The sequence below is a fragment of the Variovorax sp. VNK109 genome (assembly GCF_049445855.1).
In the GTDB taxonomy this organism is placed as follows: Bacteria; Pseudomonadota; Gammaproteobacteria; order Burkholderiales; family Burkholderiaceae_C; genus JAGOCV01.
Window position 1 is genome coordinate 1,193,905 of the sequence record NZ_JBMSDV010000001.1, and the last position, 17,121, is coordinate 1,211,025.

14 protein-coding genes are annotated in these 17,121 nt (G+C 65.1%); 4 read left to right on the forward strand and 10 right to left on the reverse strand.

Features of this window, described 5'->3' with window-relative positions; translation table 11 throughout:
• Nucleotides 1-11: 11 nt before the first annotated feature.
• Nucleotides 12-1,649: a chaperonin GroEL gene (gene groL, locus ACO2Q9_RS05910; protein ID WP_423309247.1), complete on the forward strand. Its 1,638-nt coding sequence runs from the start codon at nucleotides 12-14 to the stop codon at nucleotides 1,647-1,649.
• 99 nt (nucleotides 1,650-1,748) lie between these two features.
• Here groL and ACO2Q9_RS05915 read toward each other — a convergent pair whose 3' ends face one another.
• From ACO2Q9_RS05915 to tal, 3 genes are read right to left on the reverse strand one after another with little or no spacing between them, the layout of a single operon-like run.
• Nucleotides 1,749-2,378 (reverse strand): HAD family hydrolase, encoded by a 630-nt coding sequence (locus ACO2Q9_RS05915; RefSeq protein WP_423309249.1) that lies wholly within the window; start codon nucleotides 2,376-2,378, stop codon nucleotides 1,749-1,751.
• Between the two features lie 25 nt (nucleotides 2,379-2,403).
• The gene (gene pgi, locus ACO2Q9_RS05920; protein ID WP_423309251.1) at nucleotides 2,404-3,951 is read right to left on the reverse strand and encodes a glucose-6-phosphate isomerase; all 1,548 of its coding nucleotides are present in this window, start codon (nucleotides 3,949-3,951) and stop codon (nucleotides 2,404-2,406) included.
• A 9-nt stretch (nucleotides 3,952-3,960) separates the two neighbouring features.
• Nucleotides 3,961-4,908, reverse strand: a complete 948-nt coding sequence (gene tal, locus ACO2Q9_RS05925) for a transaldolase (RefSeq protein WP_423309253.1) — start codon at nucleotides 4,906-4,908, stop codon at nucleotides 3,961-3,963.
• 50 nt (nucleotides 4,909-4,958) lie between these two features.
• Here tal and ACO2Q9_RS05930 point away from each other — a divergent pair, with 50 nt between their 5' ends.
• The gene (locus ACO2Q9_RS05930; protein ID WP_423309255.1) at nucleotides 4,959-5,618 is read left to right on the forward strand and encodes a lipocalin family protein; all 660 of its coding nucleotides are present in this window, start codon (nucleotides 4,959-4,961) and stop codon (nucleotides 5,616-5,618) included.
• A 25-nt stretch (nucleotides 5,619-5,643) separates the two neighbouring features.
• Here ACO2Q9_RS05930 and ACO2Q9_RS05935 read toward each other — a convergent pair whose 3' ends face one another.
• The 3 genes from ACO2Q9_RS05935 to ACO2Q9_RS05945 are packed head-to-tail and all read right to left on the reverse strand — an operon-like array spanning nucleotide 5,644 to nucleotide 9,949.
• Nucleotides 5,644-6,711, reverse strand: coding sequence for an ABC transporter ATP-binding protein (locus ACO2Q9_RS05935; protein ID WP_423309257.1), 1,068 nt, complete (start codon nucleotides 6,709-6,711; stop codon nucleotides 5,644-5,646).
• Nucleotides 6,708-8,930 carry an ABC transporter permease gene (locus tag ACO2Q9_RS05940; protein ID WP_423309259.1) on the reverse strand — a complete coding sequence of 741 codons (2,223 nt, stop codon included), beginning with the start codon at nucleotides 8,928-8,930 and terminating at the stop codon, nucleotides 6,708-6,710. Before ACO2Q9_RS05940 ends, ACO2Q9_RS05935 begins: the two co-directional genes overlap by 4 nt.
• Nucleotides 8,927-9,949, reverse strand: a complete 1,023-nt coding sequence (locus ACO2Q9_RS05945) for an ABC transporter substrate-binding protein (RefSeq protein WP_423309261.1) — start codon at nucleotides 9,947-9,949, stop codon at nucleotides 8,927-8,929. Before ACO2Q9_RS05945 ends, ACO2Q9_RS05940 begins: the two co-directional genes overlap by 4 nt.
• Nucleotides 9,950-10,129: 180 nt before the next feature.
• Here ACO2Q9_RS05945 and zwf point away from each other — a divergent pair, with 180 nt between their 5' ends.
• Together zwf and ACO2Q9_RS05955 are read left to right on the forward strand one after the other, a co-directional pair.
• On the forward strand, nucleotides 10,130-11,584 hold the full coding sequence (gene zwf, locus ACO2Q9_RS05950; RefSeq protein ID WP_423309263.1) for a glucose-6-phosphate dehydrogenase: 1,455 nt from the start codon (nucleotides 10,130-10,132) through the stop codon (nucleotides 11,582-11,584).
• 15 nt (nucleotides 11,585-11,599) lie between these two features.
• Nucleotides 11,600-12,445: a MurR/RpiR family transcriptional regulator gene (locus ACO2Q9_RS05955; RefSeq protein WP_423309265.1), complete on the forward strand. Its 846-nt coding sequence runs from the start codon at nucleotides 11,600-11,602 to the stop codon at nucleotides 12,443-12,445.
• A gap of 24 nt (nucleotides 12,446-12,469) precedes the next feature.
• On the opposite strand, the gene ACO2Q9_RS05960 is transcribed toward ACO2Q9_RS05955, so the two are convergent.
• From ACO2Q9_RS05960 to ACO2Q9_RS05975, 4 genes are all read right to left on the reverse strand, one after another.
• Nucleotides 12,470-13,510, reverse strand: a complete 1,041-nt coding sequence (locus ACO2Q9_RS05960) for an ABC transporter ATP-binding protein (RefSeq protein WP_423309267.1) — start codon at nucleotides 13,508-13,510, stop codon at nucleotides 12,470-12,472.
• On the reverse strand, nucleotides 13,507-14,517 hold the full coding sequence (locus ACO2Q9_RS05965) for an ABC transporter ATP-binding protein (protein WP_423309269.1): 1,011 nt from the start codon (nucleotides 14,515-14,517) through the stop codon (nucleotides 13,507-13,509). The genes ACO2Q9_RS05960 and ACO2Q9_RS05965 overlap by 4 nt, the downstream gene beginning before the upstream one ends.
• A gap of 17 nt (nucleotides 14,518-14,534) precedes the next feature.
• On the reverse strand, nucleotides 14,535-15,446 hold the full coding sequence (locus ACO2Q9_RS05970; protein WP_423309271.1) for an ABC transporter permease: 912 nt from the start codon (nucleotides 15,444-15,446) through the stop codon (nucleotides 14,535-14,537).
• A gap of 75 nt (nucleotides 15,447-15,521) precedes the next feature.
• On the reverse strand, nucleotides 15,522-17,105 hold the full coding sequence (locus ACO2Q9_RS05975; RefSeq protein ID WP_423309273.1) for an ABC transporter substrate-binding protein: 1,584 nt from the start codon (nucleotides 17,103-17,105) through the stop codon (nucleotides 15,522-15,524).
• Nucleotides 17,106-17,121 lie beyond the last annotated feature (16 nt).

The window sequence follows — 17,121 nt, forward strand, 5'->3', positions numbered from 1 at the left end:
AGTAATTCAACATGGCAGCAAAAGACGTAGTCTTCGGCGGCGAAGCCCGTGCACGCATGGTCGAGGGTGTGAACATCCTGGCCAACGCCGTCAAGGTGACCCTGGGCCCCAAGGGCCGCAACGTGGTGCTCGAGCGTTCGTTCGGCGCCCCCACCGTGACCAAGGACGGTGTGTCCGTGGCCAAGGAAATCGAACTCAAGGACAAGCTGCAGAACATGGGCGCCCAGCTCGTGAAGGAAGTGGCTTCCAAGACCTCCGACAACGCCGGTGACGGCACCACCACCGCGACCGTGCTGGCACAAGCCATCGTGCGCGAAGGCTCCAAGTACGTGGCCGCCGGCCTGAACCCGATGGACCTCAAGCGCGGCATCGACAAGGCTGTCGCAGCCCTGGTCGCCGAACTGAAGAAGGCTTCCAAGGCCACCACCACCTCCAAGGAAATCGCGCAAGTCGGCTCCATCTCGGCCAACAGCGACGAATCCATCGGCAAGATCATCGCTGACGCGATGGACAAGGTCGGCAAGGAAGGCGTGATCACCGTGGAAGACGGCAAGTCGCTGGACAACGAACTCGACGTCGTCGAAGGCATGCAGTTCGACCGTGGCTACCTGTCGCCCTACTTCATCAACAACCCGGAAAAGCAAGCCGCGATCCTGGACAACCCGTTCGTGCTGCTGTTCGACAAGAAGATCAGCAACATCCGTGACCTGCTGCCCACGCTGGAGCAGGTGGCCAAGGCCGGCCGTCCGCTGCTGATCATCGCCGAAGAAGTTGAAGGCGAAGCGCTGGCGACCCTGGTGGTCAACACCATCCGCGGCATCCTGAAGGTCGTGGCTGTGAAGGCTCCTGGCTTCGGCGACCGCCGCAAGGCCATGCTGGAAGACATCGCCATCCTGACGGGCGGCAAGGTGATCGCCGAAGAAGTCGGCCTGACGCTCGAGAAGGTCACGCTGGCTGACCTGGGCCAGGCCAAGACCATCGAAGTGGGCAAGGAAAACACCACCATCATCGACGGCGCCGGTGCTGCTGCCGACATCGAAGCCCGCGTCAAGCAAGTGCGCGTGCAGATCGAGGAAGCGACCAGCGACTACGACCGTGAGAAGCTGCAAGAGCGCGTGGCCAAGCTGGCCGGCGGTGTTGCCGTGATCAAGGTCGGCGCTGCCACCGAAGTCGAAATGAAGGAAAAGAAGGCACGCGTGGAAGACGCGCTGCACGCCACCCGCGCTGCCGTTGAAGAAGGCATCGTGGCCGGCGGCGGTGTGGCTCTGCTGCGCGCACGCCAGGCTGCCGGTGAGATCAAGGGCGACAACCCCGACCAGGACGCCGGCGTCAAGCTGATCCTGAAGGCCATCGAAGCGCCGCTGCGCGAGATCGTCTACAACGCCGGCGGCGAGCCGAGCGTGGTGGTCAACGCCGTGCTGGGTGGTAAGGGCAACTACGGCTTCAACGCCGCCAACGACACCTATGGCGACATGATCGAAATGGGTATCCTGGACCCGACCAAGGTGACGCGTACCGCGCTGCAGAACGCCGCTTCCGTGGCTTCGCTGCTGCTGACGACCGAAGCCATGGTTGCCGAAGCCCCGAAGGACGACGCGCCGGCTCCCGCAATGCCCGACATGGGCGGCATGGGTGGCATGGGCATGTAATTGCCCGGCACGCAGGCGGCGTGAAAGCGCCGCTTCATGCATGAAAAAACCCGCGAGGCTCACGCTTCGCGGGTTTTTTCTTTGGCGCGTGCGCTGTGCCTATCGCGCCTGCGGCAGCAGGGGCTGCAGCTGTGCAGCCAGCGCCTTGGTCTGCGTGCAGTGAATGGCCTGCCAGCCGACTTCACGCGCGGCGTCCACATTGGCCTGCAAGTCGTCGATGAACACGGTTTGCGCCGGCGCCAGTGCATGGCGGCTCGCAAGCAGCTCGTAGATTTCACGCTGCGGCTTGGCGAGCTTCACATCGCCCGAGAAGATGCCGCCGTCGAACCAGGACACGAACTCGTGCCGTTCTTCCAGCACACGCGCATACGGCGCGGGCATGTTGGACAGGTAGTAGAGCTTCACGTCACCCGCGCTGTCGCGGCGCTCCCGCAATTGCTGCAGCAGGGTCACCGTTTCCTCGATGGGCAACAGCCGCTCGCCGATCGGCTTGAGGAATTCCTGCAGTGCGTCACCCGGCAGCGACAGGCGCGACGACATGCTGGCAACCACGTCGTCCAGCTCATGCGTGCCACGGTCGAAGCCAGCCCAGTCTTCATGATGGAACATGGCGCGCGCCAGGTCATGCGCGGCCTGCGCCGTGGGTGTGAGATGGGGAAAGTGCCGTTGCACGAGCGCGACCGGTTGCCAGGTCAGAAGCACGGCGCCGAAGTCGAAGACGATGTTCATGTGTGCGCAATCGGGGGGCGTGTGATCAGGCGCGCAGCCGGGCGAGCAGACCGGCGGTGGACGCATCGAGGTTCGAGGCATCGCCGCTGGCAAGTCGCGGCTCGATGTCCTTGGCCAGCACCTTGCCGAGTTCCACACCCCACTGGTCGAAGCTGTTGATACCCCAGACCGCACCGCTCACGAACACGCGGTGCTCGTAAAGCGCGATCAGCGCGCCCAGCGAAGCGGCGTCGAGTCTGTCGAGCACGAAGAAGGTGCTGGGCCGGTTGCCGGGGAAATGCCTGTGCCCGCCGGCATCAGCCTTGCCTTGCAGCAGGGCTTGCGCTTGCGCCAGGGCATTGGCCAGCAGCTTGGCGTGATGTCCCTGCAGGTCATGGGCCGCGTCGCGCACGGCGATGAATTCGAGCGGTACAACGTCGGTGCCCTGGTGCAGCATCTGGAAATACGCGTGCTGGCCGTTCGTACCGGGCTCACCCCAGACCACCGGCGACGTGCCGAAAGCCAGCGCCTTGCCGTCGAGGTCGACGCGCTTGCCGTTGCTCTCCATCTCCAGCTGTTGCAGGTATGCGGGGAAGCGTCGCAGCGCGCTGTGGTACGGCGCCACACTGCGGCTCGTGAAGCCGTGGAAGTTGCGGTACCAGACGTCCAGCAAGCCAAGGCGAAGAGGAAGGTTCTGTTCCGGCGGCGCGGTGCGGAAGTGCTCATCCATCGCATGCGCGCCGGCCAGCAGTTCACGGAAGCCGTCTGCGCCGATGGCGATGGCGATCGGCAACCCGATGGCCGACCACAGCGAATAGCGTCCACCCACCCAGTCCCAGAACCCGAAGGTGGTGGAGATTCCGAACTTCGACGCGGCCTCGACGTTGGTGGTGAGCGCCGCGAAGTGACGCGCCACGTCTGTGCCGCCCTGCGATTCGAACCACTGCCGTGCCGACTGCGCGTTCGTCATCGTCTCGATGGTCGTGAAGGTTTTCGAGGCAATGAGGAACAGCGTGCTCTGCGGCTTCAGGTGCCGCAGCACGCCCGCCAGTTCATGGCCGTCGACGTTCGACACGAAGTGGAAGCGCTTCTTCGGCGTGGCAAAGGCGTCGAGTGCGATCGTCACCATCTGCGGCCCGAGGTCCGAGCCACCGATGCCGATGTTCACGACGTCGGTGATGGCATCGTCGGCGCGCTCGGCTTCGGCGTAGGCGAGCATGCGATCCAGCGTCTCGTGCACGGCGGCGCGCTCGGCACGCAGCGTGCCGCCCGGAACGCCCTTCGGCTCGCGCAGCAGGAAGTGCATCACCGCGCGGTCCTCGGTGCTGTTGATCTTCGCGCCCGCAAACATGGCATCGCGGTGCGCGAGCACGCCCGTCTGCGAAGCCAGGTCCTGCAGCAATTGCTCCGTCGCACCGTCGATCAGGTTCTTCGACAAGTCGGCAAAGACATGCGGTGCCTGCTGGCTCAGCGCGGTGAAGCGGCCTGCGTCGCCGGACAGGGCGTCACGTGCATCGAAGCTCCGGCCCTTGTCGAGATAGTGATCGGCAAGCGCCTTCCAGGCGGGCGTCTGGTCACAACGGTTCTGCTTCATGGCCACTCCTCAGGCCGCCAGCATCAGCTGCTCGAGCTTGACCGCATCGGCTGCGAAGGCGCGGATGCCCTCGGCCAGCTTCTCGGTGGCCATGGCATCCTCGTTCAGCGCATAGCGGAAACCGGCCTCGTCGTAGTTCACGGCGTCGAGGTTCATCTTCTTCGCGGCTTCGGCATCGAGCGCACGCACCACCGGCGCGTCGGCTGCGGCCAGTTGCGCCAGCAGGTCGGGACTGATCGTGAGCAGGTCTGAACCTGCAAGCGCGACGATCTGGCCGACGTTGCGGAAGCTCGCCCCCATGACTTCGGTCGCGATGCCGAAGTGCTTGTAGTGGTTGAATATCTGCCGGACCGACTGCACGCCAGGATCGTTCACACCGGCACGCGCGGCTTCGTCCCACCTGGCCCCTTCGGACTTCTTGTACCAGTCGTAGATGCGGCCGACGAAGGGCGAGATGAGTTGCACCTTCTCCTGCCCGCAGGCCACCGCCTGACAGAACGAGAAAAGCAGCGTGAGGTTGGTGTGGATTCCGCGGCGCTCCAGTTGCCCGGCGGCCTGGATGCCCTCCCACGTCGCAGCGATCTTGATCAGCACGCGGTCGATGTGGATGCCTTCGGCCTGGTAGAGCTCGATGATGCGCTCGGCCCGCGTGACGGTGGCGCTCGTATCGAAGCTCAGGCGTGCATCGACCTCGGTAGAGACGCGCCCGGGAATGATGGAGAGGATTTCGCTGCCGAAGCGCACGAGCAGCCGGTCCATGATCTCGTCGAGCTGCCGGTCCTTGAAGCGCGTGACCGTCTCCTTCAGCAGCGGCTGGTACTCGGCCTTCTGCACGGCCTTGAGGATGAGGGAGGGGTTGGTCGTCGCATCCTGCGGCTTGAATTGCGCCAGCTGGTGGAAGTCGCCGGTGTCGGCCACGACGGTGGTGAACTGCTTGAGTGCGTCGAGTTGGTTCATGTAGGCATTATCCGATGGCGGATATGAAACACCTGCGGCACACTCACGCCATGCGTACACCGCTTACTTCTCGTAAAGCCACGGCGCTGCTGGCCGCCCTGGTCCTGGCGATGCCGGCCCTGCCCGCCTCGGCGCAGTCGGCACCCGCGCAACCGGCATCCACCGGCATCGGCGCGCCGGCAAGTGCGCCGATGGCCTCGGGCGCGGGCCACCCGCTGGAGGTGGTGGCCCCCATCGAGATCCAGCGCTACATGGGGCTCTGGTACGAGCAGGCCCGCTTGCCCAACCGGTTCCAGGAGAAATGCGCCGGCCAGGTGTCCGCACGGTACAGCCTGCGTGCCGATGGACGCGTCGACGTCCTCAACCGCTGCGCCCGCGCGCCTGGCGAAGTGGAAGAGGCATTGGGTGAAGCCCGCACGGTGCCGGTGGCAGGCAAGCCCGATGCGGGCCGGCTGGAGGTGCGCTTCGCACCCGGCTGGCTGTCGTGGCTGCCTTTCGTCTGGGGCGACTACTGGATCCTCCGGCTCGAACCCGACTATTCGATGGCGCTCGTCGGCACGCCCGACCGCAAGTTCCTCTGGGTGCTGTCGCGCGAGGCACGCCCGGCCGAGACGCGCGTGCAGGCGCTTCTGGCGCACGCTCGCGAAGCCGGGTTCGACGTGGCCAAGGTGGTCCGTACGCCCATCGAACCCGCGCTTCCGCGGGACTGAGGGAATGCGGGACACCTTTCCGGGATTACGCAGCCGGCGAAACCTGGACGACGGACACGCCGTGTCCCCCGAGACCCAGCGAGACATCGCAGCCAATCGCCAGCGCCGACGTCAGGTCCGGTGAGGTCACGAAAATCGCGCCGAGCTCCGTCTCGAACGTGTATTCGAACAGGCTGCCGAGATAGGCACGCTTGGTCAGTCGCGCTGACAGGCCACTGCCCGCGCCACCGATGTGCCATGCCTCGGGCCGCACGGCGACCTTCACGGGCCCTTGCTGCACCGCATGTCGCGGCGTAATGCGGAGCGGGCCCAGATGCACCGTGCCGGACGCATCGGCAGTGGCAGGAAAAAGCATCGCCTCGCCCATGAAGCCCGCGACGAATTCCGACGCCGGATATTCATACAGTGCCTGCGGGTTGCCGCGTTGCGCGATCTCACCGCGATCCATGACGATGATCTGATCGCTGACTGCCAGCGCCTCGCTCTGGTCATGGGTGACATAAGCCACGGTGAGTTGCAGACGTTGTTGCAGCGAGCGGATCTCCTCGCGCATCTCGCGGCGCAGCCGGGCGTCGAGGTTGGAAAGCGGCTCGTCGAACAGCAGCACGGCCGGCTCCAGCACGAGCGCGCGCGCCAGCGCCACGCGCTGCTGCTGCCCACCCGACAGTTCGCTGGGCAGCCGCTCGTCGAAGCCCACGAGTCCGACGCCCTGCAATGCATCGCGTGCACGCGCTTTCGCGCGGTCCCTCGGTACACCGCTCATGTGCAGGCCATAGGACACATTCGCCAGCACGTCCATGTGCGGGAACAAGGCATAACTCTGGAACACAAGGCTGACGTTGCGATCCGCCGGGCCCAGCGTGGTGACGTCGCGTCCCTCGATGAAGATCTGGCCGGACGTGGGCGACTCCAGCCCCGCGATCATGCGCAGCGTGGTGGTCTTGCCGCAGCCCGAGGGGCCGAGGATGGTCGTCAGCGTGCCTTTGGGTACCTCGAAGCTGATGTCGCGGACTGCCAGCGGCGACGCGGCTTGCGGGCCATAGCGCTTGCTGACGTTGCGGAATTCGATGCCCGCCGAAGAAGAGGAGCTCATGTCGTGCCCTGGTTGGTTTTGACTGTCGGGGTGCTGCCCTGGCTGCTCCCGCGGCGGCCCAGCCTGCGCTCCCCGACCACCAGCTGGATGAGCGCGATGGCCAGCGACATCAGGATCATCAGCACGGTGCAGTAAGCCAGTGCGACGCCGTAATCGCCGTTGCCCACGCGCCCGATGATGTAGGTCGTGGCCAACTCGTTCTCTGCCGTGACAAGGAAGATCACCGCTGAAACCGTGGTCATGGCGCGCACGAAGCTGTAGACCAGCGCGGCGACCAGCGCCGGCTTGAGCAGTGGCAGCACAACCTTGAAGAGTGTTTGTGCGGTCGAAGCCCGCAACATGAGCGAGGCTTCGTCGAGCGACTTGTCCAGTTGCCGGAACGCTGCGGTGCCTGCACGCACGCCCACGGGCAGGTTGCGGAACATGAAGCACAGCACGATGATGAGTCCAGTGCCTGTCAGCTCGAACGGCGGCACGTTGAAAGCAAGGATGTAGCTCACGCCGAGCACCGTGCCGGGTATCGCGAATGCCAGCAGCGCCGCAAACTCGAAGAAGCCCTGCCCCTTGAATTCCGTGCGTGCCAGCAGCCACGCGATCAGCAGGCCCAGCAACGCCGTGACGGGCGAGGCAATGGCCGCGAGCTTGACCGTGGTGAAGAACGAATTCCAGGCCGTGCCCGCCCACACCAGGCCGAACTGCCCCCACTCCACGGAAAACGCGGTGCGGAAATGCGCGAAGGTGAGCGTCCAGTCGCGCCCCCAGATCTGCACGAAGCCACCCAGGAATGCGAAGACGTAGACCACAGCGGTAAAGGCCATCCATGGCACGGTCACTGCGTACAGGGTACGGCGCACCCCATCGGGCAACGCCATCGCGATGCCCGCATCGCCCTTTCCGCTGACCGTGGTGTAGCTCTGCTTGCCCAGCAGGCCGCGCTGCAACGCGAACACCACCAGCGCAAACAGCGTCAGCACCCACGCCAGCGCCGCCGCACGCCCCTGGTCGTACTGTGCCCCGACGATGGCAAAGAAGATTTCGGTGGACAGCACGCCGAACTGCCCACCCACGACGATCGGGTTGCCGAAGTCGGCCATGCTTTCGATGAAGCCGACGAGGAAGGCGTTGGCCAGCCCCGGCTTGAGCAGCGGCAAGGTCACGGTGAAGAAGGTCTTGCGCCGGTCCGCACGCAAGGTCTGCGCGGCCTCCTCGAGGCTGGGCGCAACCCCCTGCACGACGCCGCGCATGATCATGAACGCGATCGGCGTGAAGGCGAACATCTGGGCGATCCACACGCCGAACATGCCGTAGAACCAGCGTGTCGGCGCCACGCCGAAGGCGTACTCCAGGAACTGGTTGACGATGCCCGCGCGGCCAAAGAGAAGGATGAGGCCGAGGCCTACGACGAAGGGCGGCGTGATGATCGGCAGGAACGCGAGCACCTGCAACGGCTTCTTCCAGCGTACGGTGCCGCGTTCGGCCATCAGCGCCATCATCGTGCCCAGGATCGTCGTTCCCGCGGCCGTGAGTAGCCCCAGCGCCAGCGTGTTCCACGCGACGCCACAGCGCACCCCGCCCGACACGCAGCCGAGCGACCACACCCGGTCATTGCCGATGCGCGCATACAGCGCGGCGAGCGACCACTGCCCTTCCTCGTTCAGCACTGCGCCGTACATGGCCTTGATGACCGGAAACCCGATGAACAGCAGAAGCAGCGCGGAGCAGCCCAGCACGCTGGCCGCAACGAACAGGTCGCCCTTGAACCCGCCATGGCGCGCGACGCCGAATGCGGTGAGCACGATCAGTGACAGCAACGCCAGGGACGCGCCCGCGCCCATCCCGAACTGCTGCACAGCCAGTTCGCCGAACTGCCGGTTGAAGAGGTCGAAGCTCCAGCCCCGCGCCCCGATCGTGAAACCGCTGGCCAGCAGGCCCACGCTGCCGATGAGGCCGCCCGCGATCAACCATCGCGCCTGCTGCCGACCCGGCGGTTGGCCGATCGCGATCATGGCGATCACGAGCCCGGCCATGCCGATCAACAGCCATTTTCGACCGTGCAGCACGGCCTGCACGAATCCGTTTGCGGTTTCGGGCCCGGCAAAAATCTGGCCCATCACGCTGTACCAGGCGGTGTCCTGGATCGCATACCAGGGCAGCGCCACATAGGCCAACAGGCCGGTGGCGATCCACAAGCGGATCGCCACGTTCGGATTGCGGCTCATCGGGGCAGGGAATTGATTTCTGCTTCCCAACGCGCAATCAGGCGGCGGCGCTCGGCGCTGGCGCCGTACTTGGCATAGTCGTAGTTGATGAGCTTGATCTTCTTGATGTCAGGCACACGCGGATCCACCGTGGTCTGCGAGTTGCTCGACAGCTGGAACTGCTTGGCCGCGAGGCCGAACTGCTGCGCGCCGGGGGTCAGTGCCCATTCGTAGAACTTCTTGGCCGCATCCATGTTGCGGGCACCCTTGACGATGCTCATCGAGCCGATTTCGGCACCCGTGCCTTCGGACGGCGTCGCCGAGCCGACGGGGAAGCCGCCCACCGCCTCGGTGGTCACGTCGTGCACGAAGCTGATCGACACCATGGTCTCGCCCCGGGCCACCGCCTTGATCGGCGCGGTGCCGCTGCGGGTGTACTGGCTCACATTCTTGTGGAGCGCCTTGAGGTATTCGAACGCCTTGTCCTCGCCCATGATCTGGACGAGCGTCGCGATCACCGTGTACGCCGTGCCGCTGGATGCCGGATTGGCCATCTGCACTTCACCCTTGTACTCGGGCTTGAGCAGGTCGGCCCAGGCCTTTGGCGCGGTCGCCTTTTTCTTGGCGAGCAGTTCGTTGTTGAAGCCGAAACCGACGGGACCGAGATAGACGCCGACCGTGCGGAATTTCGAATCCTCGGCCTGCTTGCGCGCCCAGGGATAGAGCTGGGCCAGCGAAACCGACTTGTACTCCAGCGTCAGCCCCTGCTCTGCCGCCTGCAGGTGCGGGTCACCGGTGCCACCGAACCAGAGATCGGTCTTGGGGTTTTCCTTTTCCGCGATCAGCTGGGCGAGGGCTTCGCCCGATCCCTTGATCGACATGTTGACCTTGGTACCCGTGGTGCGCGTGTAGACGGTGGACATCATGTTGCACCAGTCGGCCTGCACGGAACAGATGATGTTCACCTGGCCCTGCGCCAGGGCACCGGCCGGAATGGCGGCGAAGGCAGCAAAGGTGGCTCCGAGGATGAGTTTTTTCATGTTTTGGGTGGTAATTTGATTACGCGTACAGCTTAGGCCTGCACACGCGGGTGGCGAATGGGGAAAACACTGAAGGCGACCGGTTACATCCCGTAAGCCACGTATTTCCGTGGATTGCCGGTCGCGCCGAAACATGGAACTAAGTTACATTGACAACCTTTCCACGTTCATCCCCTGCCCATGAGTTTCGATCTCGTCCTGTTCGGCGGCACCGGCGATCTGGCCTGGCGCAAGCTGATGCCCGCCCTGTTCCAGGCATTCCGCCACGGCACATTGCCCGAAGGCGGGCGCATCATCGGCGTGGCGCGCGACGACCTGAGCCACGAGCAATACCGGGCGCTCATCGCGTCACGTTTCGGCGGCGTCGAACTTGCCAAACGCCCGAGCGAGGACGAGTTCGCACGCTTCGCCGCGATGCTGCATTTCCTGCGCATGGACCTGTCCAGACCCGAGGACTACGCACGGCTTTCGTCCATGCTGAACGAGCGGCAGGCCGACACCGTGGTGATGTACGTCGCCACCGCGCCTTCGCTGTTCACCACGGTCTGCGAACAGCTCGCATCAGCCGGGCTGAACCAGCCGCAAGTGCGCATCGTGCTCGAGAAGCCGCTGGGTCACGACCTTGCGTCCAACCGCGCGATCAACGAGACGGTGCGGCACTCGTTCCAGGAAAAGCAGGTCTTCCGCATCGATCACTATCTGGGCAAGCCGTCGGTGCAGAACCTCTTCGCGCTGCGTTTCGGCAATGCGCTGTTCGAACCGCTGTGGCGGCGCGAAAACATCTCCAACATCCAGATCACCATCGCGGAAGATCTGGGCGTCGAGAAGCGCGGCGCGTTCTACGACCAGACCGGCGCCCTGCGCGACATGGTTCAGAACCATGCACTGCAACTGCTGTGCGCCATCGGCATGGAACCGCCGATCAACGCGCATGCCGACGCGATCCGTGACGAGAAGCTCAAGGTGCTGCGCTCGCTCAAGCCATGGACGGCAGAGACACTGTCGCAACACGTGGTGCGCGGCCAGTACACGGCGGGCGGCGTCAACGGCACGGCCGTGCCCGGCTACCGCGAGGAGTCGGGCGTCGACCCGCAAAGCCGGACGGAAACCTTCGTTGCACTGCGTACGGAAATCGCCAACTGGCGCTGGGCCGGCGTGCCGTTCTACCTGCGCACGGGCAAGCGGCTGGCGTCGCGCGACGCCCGCATCGTGGTCACCTTCCGGCCTGCGCCGCATGCGATCTTCAAGGCTCCCATGGGCGCAGCGAACCGGCTGGTGATCAACCTGCAGCCGCGCGACGGCCTCGAGCTCCATCTGCTCGCACAAGGTCAGGACAACCGCCGCAACGCCCAATCGCTGTCCCCCGTGCAGCTCGACCTGGACTTCGACCGGCGCTTCGGCTCGGAGCGCGTGGGCGCCTACGAGCGGCTGCTGCTGGACGTGATCGACGGCCGCCTGAATCTCTTCGTGCGCAGCGACGAACAGGAAGAAGCCTGGCGCTGGGTGGAACCCATCCTCGACGCCTGGAAGAGCGATGCGCAGGGGCCGCGGCCCTATGTCGCCGGCACGTGGGGACCGAGTGCGTCGAGCGCCATGATCGCGCGCGAAGGCCTGTGCTGGAGCGAAGAGGCCTGAAGGGAGCACATCGCCATGCTCGATCGCATCAAGGCCTCGCTGCCCTCGCTCGCACCCGCCGAGCAGCGCGTTGCGCAACTGGTGCTGTCGGATGCCCGCAGTTTCGCCAACCTGCCGGTGAGCGAGCTGGCTGCGCGTGCCGGCGTGAGCAAGCCCACGGTCGTGCGGTTCTGCCGCAGCATCGGCTACGACGGGCTGTCGGACTTCAAGCTCAAGCTGGCCGGCAGTGTGAGCGAGGGCGTGCCCTTCATCCACCGCAGCGTGGACCCGGACGACAAGACGGGCGACGTGGTGGTGAAGGTCATCGACAACACCGTGGCGGCGTTCCTCAAGTACCGCAACGATGCAAGCGCACATGCGATCGAGAAGGCGTCGGAGGCACTGGCCTCGACCTTCAAGACCGGTCGCCGCATCGAGTTCTTCGGCGTCGGCAATTCAGGCATCGTGGCGCAGGATGCGCAGCACAAATTCTTCCGCCTGGGCGTGACGTCCATCGCCTACAGCGACGGTCACATGCAAGTAATGAGTGCTTCGCTACTTGGCCCGGGCGATTGCGTGGTGATCATCTCGAACTCGGGCCGCACGCGCGACCTGATGGATGCGACCGACATCGCGCGCAAGAACGGCGCGACCACGATCGCCATCACGGCGAGCGGCTCGCCGTTGGCCTCGGCCGCACAGATCCATCTGGCCGCCGACCACCCCGAAGGCTACGACCGCTACAGCCCGATGGTGTCGCGCCTGATGCACCTGCTGATCATCGACATCCTGGCGACCTGCGTGGCGCTGCGCATCGGCGCGCCGCTGCAGCCGATGCTCAAGGAAATCAAGAACAACCTGCGCACGAAACGCTACGCCTGAACCAGACGCGGCGCCGGTCGACGCTCAGATGCGCCCTTCCTCCACCGCGTGGCATGCGATCTTCACGCCGGCGATATCCAGCAGTTGCGGACGCTCGGCCTTGCAGCGGTCGTTGGCGTGCGGGCAGCGGGGGTGGAACGCGCAGCCCGTCGGCGGGTTCAGCGGATTGGGCACTTCGCCCTGCACCGGCGTGCGCGCGTGTCCCGTGTCGTGCATCTTCGGGATCGCATCCAACAGCATGCGCGTATAGGGATGACGCGGGCTGGCGAACAGCGTTTTCTTGTCCGCCACTTCCACAAGACGCCCGAGGTACATCACACCGACGCGGTCGCTCACATGGCGCACCACCGCGAGGTTGTGCGAGATGAAGAGATAAGTCAGGCCCTGCTTGCGCTGCAGGTCCTTCATGATGTTGAGCACCTGCGCCTGCACGCTCACGTCCAGTGCGGAGGTGGGTTCGTCGCAGACGAGGAACTCGGGTTCGGTGGCCAGGGCCCGTGCGATGGAGATGCGCTGGCGCTGCCCACCCGAGAACTGGTGCGGGTACTTCACCATGTCCAGCGGTGAGAGGCCCACGGATTTCAGCAACTGGCCCACGCGCTCCTTCAACGCCGCGCTGTCCGTGATGAGGTCATGCTCCTTCAGCGGCTCGCCGATGATGTCTTCCACCGTCCAGCGCGGGTTCAGGCTCGCATACGGGTCCTGGAAGATCATCTGCACACGGCGGCGCAGCAGGCGACCCCTCGGTGTCTTGAACTCCTGGTGCGCATCAACGCCGTCGAACACCATCGTGCCGCGCGTCGGTTCGTACAGGCCCACGAGCAGTCGCGCCACGGTGCTCTTGCCGCAACCGGATTCGCCGACGAGTGCGAGCGTCTGGCCCTTGGGGATTTCGAAGCTCACGCCATCGACCGCACGCAACAGCGAGCGCGGCTTGCGCTCGAGCACGCGGTTGAGCCACGGCGCCGACACGTCGAAAGTCTTGGCGAGGTCCCGCGCCTGCACCAGCGGCGTGGTGGTGGAATCGGACGCCTGGGTCACCGGCGACAGGATTTCGGTGCTCATGCCACCCCCTCCACACTGGCCGTGACAGGGCTCACACGGCTCGGGGATGCAGCGTCATGCAGCCAGCAGGAAGCCATCGTCGTACCGGCATTCATGAGTTCCGGCCGCTCCACCTTGCACCGGTCGAACACCTTCGGGCAACGCGGGTTGTAGGCGCAGCCGGTGGGAATGGCATTGAGGCGCGGCATCGCGCCGTCGATCTGCTGCAACCGGTCGCGGTCGACCGCCATGTCGGGAATCGAGGCCATGAGGCCGGCGGTATACGGATGCGCGGGACGGTTGATGACATCGTGCACCGGTCCGATCTCCGCGATTCGGCCGGCGTACATCACGGCCACGCGGTCGCAAGTCTCGGCGATCACACCCATGTCGTGGGTGATCAGCATGACGGCTGCGCCGTGCTCGCGGCACACGCGCTTGAGCAACTGGATGATCTGCGCCTGGATGGACACATCGAGCGCCGTCGTCGGCTCGTCGGCAACGATGAGCTTGGGCTCGGCCGCCAGGGCCAGCGCAATCACCACGCGCTGGCGCATGCCGCCCGAGAACTGGTGCGGGTAATGGTCGATGCGCTCGGCAGCGGCGGGAATGCCGGTTTCCTTGAGCAGGTTGATGGCACGCTCGCGCGCTTCGGCCGCCGTCACCGGCAGGTGCGTCTGGATCGTCTCGGTGAGCTGCCGACCGATCGTGTACAGCGGATTCAGCGACGTCAGCGGGTCCTGGAAGATCGCGCCGATCTTGCGGCCGCGGATGCGGCGCATCTTTTCGTACGGCAGGTTGTCGATGCGTTCCCCCTCGAGCAGGATCTGCCCGGAACCCACGCGACCCGGTGGCTCCAGCAGGCCGATGATGGAAGCACCGGTGAGCGACTTGCCCGCACCGGATTCACCCACCACGCCCAGGATTTCCCCGGGCGCGATGTCGAAGGAAATGTCGTCGAGCGCGCGCAGCGTGCCGCGACGGCCCGGGAATTCGACGACAAGGTTCTTGACTTGCAGAAGACTCATGGGTTGTTTCTCCTGCCTCATCTCAACCTCGGATTGAGCGCATCGCGCAGCCAGTCGCCCAGCAGGTTCACCGACAGCGCGATGAGCACCAGCATGACGCCGGGGAACACGGTGATCCACCATTCGCCGGAGAACAGGTAGTCGTTGCCCACACGGATCAGCGTGCCCAGCGACGGCGATGTCGGCGGCACGCCGACGCCCAGGAACGACAGCGTGGCCTCGGTGATGATGGCCGTGGCCACCTGGATGGTCGCCAGCACCAGCACCGGGCCCATGACGTTGGGCAGCACGTGCCGGAACATGATGCGCAGCGGCGCGACACCGGTCACACGCGCGGCCTGCACGTATTCCTTGCTGCGCTCGACCATGGTGGAGCCGCGCACCGTGCGCGCATACTGCACCCAGCCGGTGAGCGTGATGGAGACGATGAGCACGCCGAAGGCGAGCGACTCGTGTGCGTTGGGAAAGAGCGCACGGCCCACGCCAGCGATCAGCAGCGCGACGAGGATGGGCGGGAAGCTCAGCATCACGTCGCACAGGCGCATGAGCACTGTGTCGATCGTGCCGCCGATGAAGCCGGCCAGCAGGCCGAAGGCCACGCCGATGATGACCGAGAGCACCACCGACACCACGCCCACCACGAGCGAGATGCGGGCGCCGTAGATCAGCGCGGAAAGGATGTCCCGGCCCTGGTCGTCGGTGCCGAGAAGGTATTTGGTCGTACCGTCCTTTTCCCAGGCGGGTGGAAGGCGGGCGTCGCTCAGCTCGAGCGTCGTGAGGTCGAACGGATTGTGCGGCGCGACCCAGCCGGCAAAGATGGAGCAGAAGATGCAGATGAACGCGAGCACAGCGGCCGTCACGGCCACCGGGGACGTGCGGAAACTGTAGAAGACATCACTGTCCAGCCAGCGGGCGATTGTTTTATTCATCGTGGGAACGGAAGCGCGGGAGAGGAGCACGGGCCGCGCCTGTGGCGCAGGCCCGTGCGGGTACGTGAGTGCCGGTTACTTGCTGATGCTCATGTACTTGAAGGGCATGAAGTTGTCAGCCAGTTGCACCAGCGAAGCCTTCTTGCTCACGCCCCAGGCCAGCGTCTGCTGATGCAGCGGCAGGTGGCCGATGTCGGCGGAATGCGCGTCGAACGCTTCCTTGATCATCGCGGCGCGCTTGGTCTTGTCGGTCTCGGCCTGGATCTTCCTGGTCAGGTCGTCGAGCTTGGCGTTGCAGTAGGAACCCAGGTTGAACTGGCCGGTGCCCTTGTCGTCGGGGCATGCCATCAGCGCATTCAGCGCGTTGTGCGCGTCGTATGTGGTCGGGGTCCAGCCGAGCAGGTAGAAGCTGGTGTCGCGGCGCAGGATCTTCGGGAAGTAGGTGCCCTTGGTTTCGGCGGCGAGGTTGATCTTCACACCCACGCGCGCCAGGTTGGCGGCGACGGCCTGGCAGATGCGCGCGTCGTTGACGTAGCGGTCGTTCGGGCAGTTCATGGTGACTTCGAAGCCACTCGGATAGCCCGCTTCGGCCAGCAGCTTCTTGGACGCTTCGGGGTCGTACGGCAGGCGCTTGTTCTGCTCGGCCATGAAGCCGTTGATGCCGGGGCCCACCATCAGCGCGGTCGGGTTGGCTGCATCACGCATCACGGTCTTCTTGATGCCTTCGATGTCGATGGCCTGGTAGAAGGCCTGGCGGACACGCTTGTCCTTGAACGGATTCTTGCCCTTGACGCTGGAGTACAGCAGTTCGTCGCGCTTCTGGTCCATGCCCAGGAAGATGGTACGCAGCTCGGGGCCGGCAATCACACGGGCACCGGCCGAGGCGTTGATGCGGTCCACGTCCTGCAGCGGCACGGGTTCCATCACATCCACTTCACCGGACAGCAATGCAGCAACGCGCGTGGCGTCGTTGGCGATCGGCGTGAAGATGACTTCCTGCACGTTGCCATCGATCTTGCCCCAGTAGTTGCCGTTGCGCACGAACGTGGAACGCACGTTCGGCTGGCGTTCACGCAGGCGGTATGGGCCGGTGCCGTTGGCGCGGAACGACGCGGCGTTCTCGATGCCCTTGCGGCGGTCCACCGGACGCGTGGCCTGGTTGGTCTCGCACCACTTCTTGCTCATGATGTACGTGGTCGACAGCGCGTCCGGAAGGATGGGGAACGGCGTCTTGGTTTCGATCTCGACGACGAAATCGTTGACCTTGCGCACTTCCTTGATGTCGTTCACGTTGCTGCGCAGGTCCGAGCCTTCGCCGGCCACGCGTGCCAGCGTGAAGACGACGTCGTCGGCCGTAAACGGCGTGCCGTCATGGAACTGCACGCCCTTGCGCAGTTCGAAACGCCACACGGTGGGCGACGTCTGCTTCCACGAGGTGGCCAGTGCAGGTGCGAGGGCGAGGTCCTTGCCACGGCCGACGAGCGGCTCGTAGACGTTGCCCGTGACGCTCAGTTGCAGCGATTCATTCAGCGAGTGCGGGTCCATCGACAGCGAGTCGCCCTGGTTGGCGATGCGGATGGTCTGCGCACCTGCCAGCAGGCTGGCGGTGCCCAGCAAGCACGCGACGGCACCGGCAACGAGTCTGGATCGGTATTTCATGTAATGGCTCCTTGGC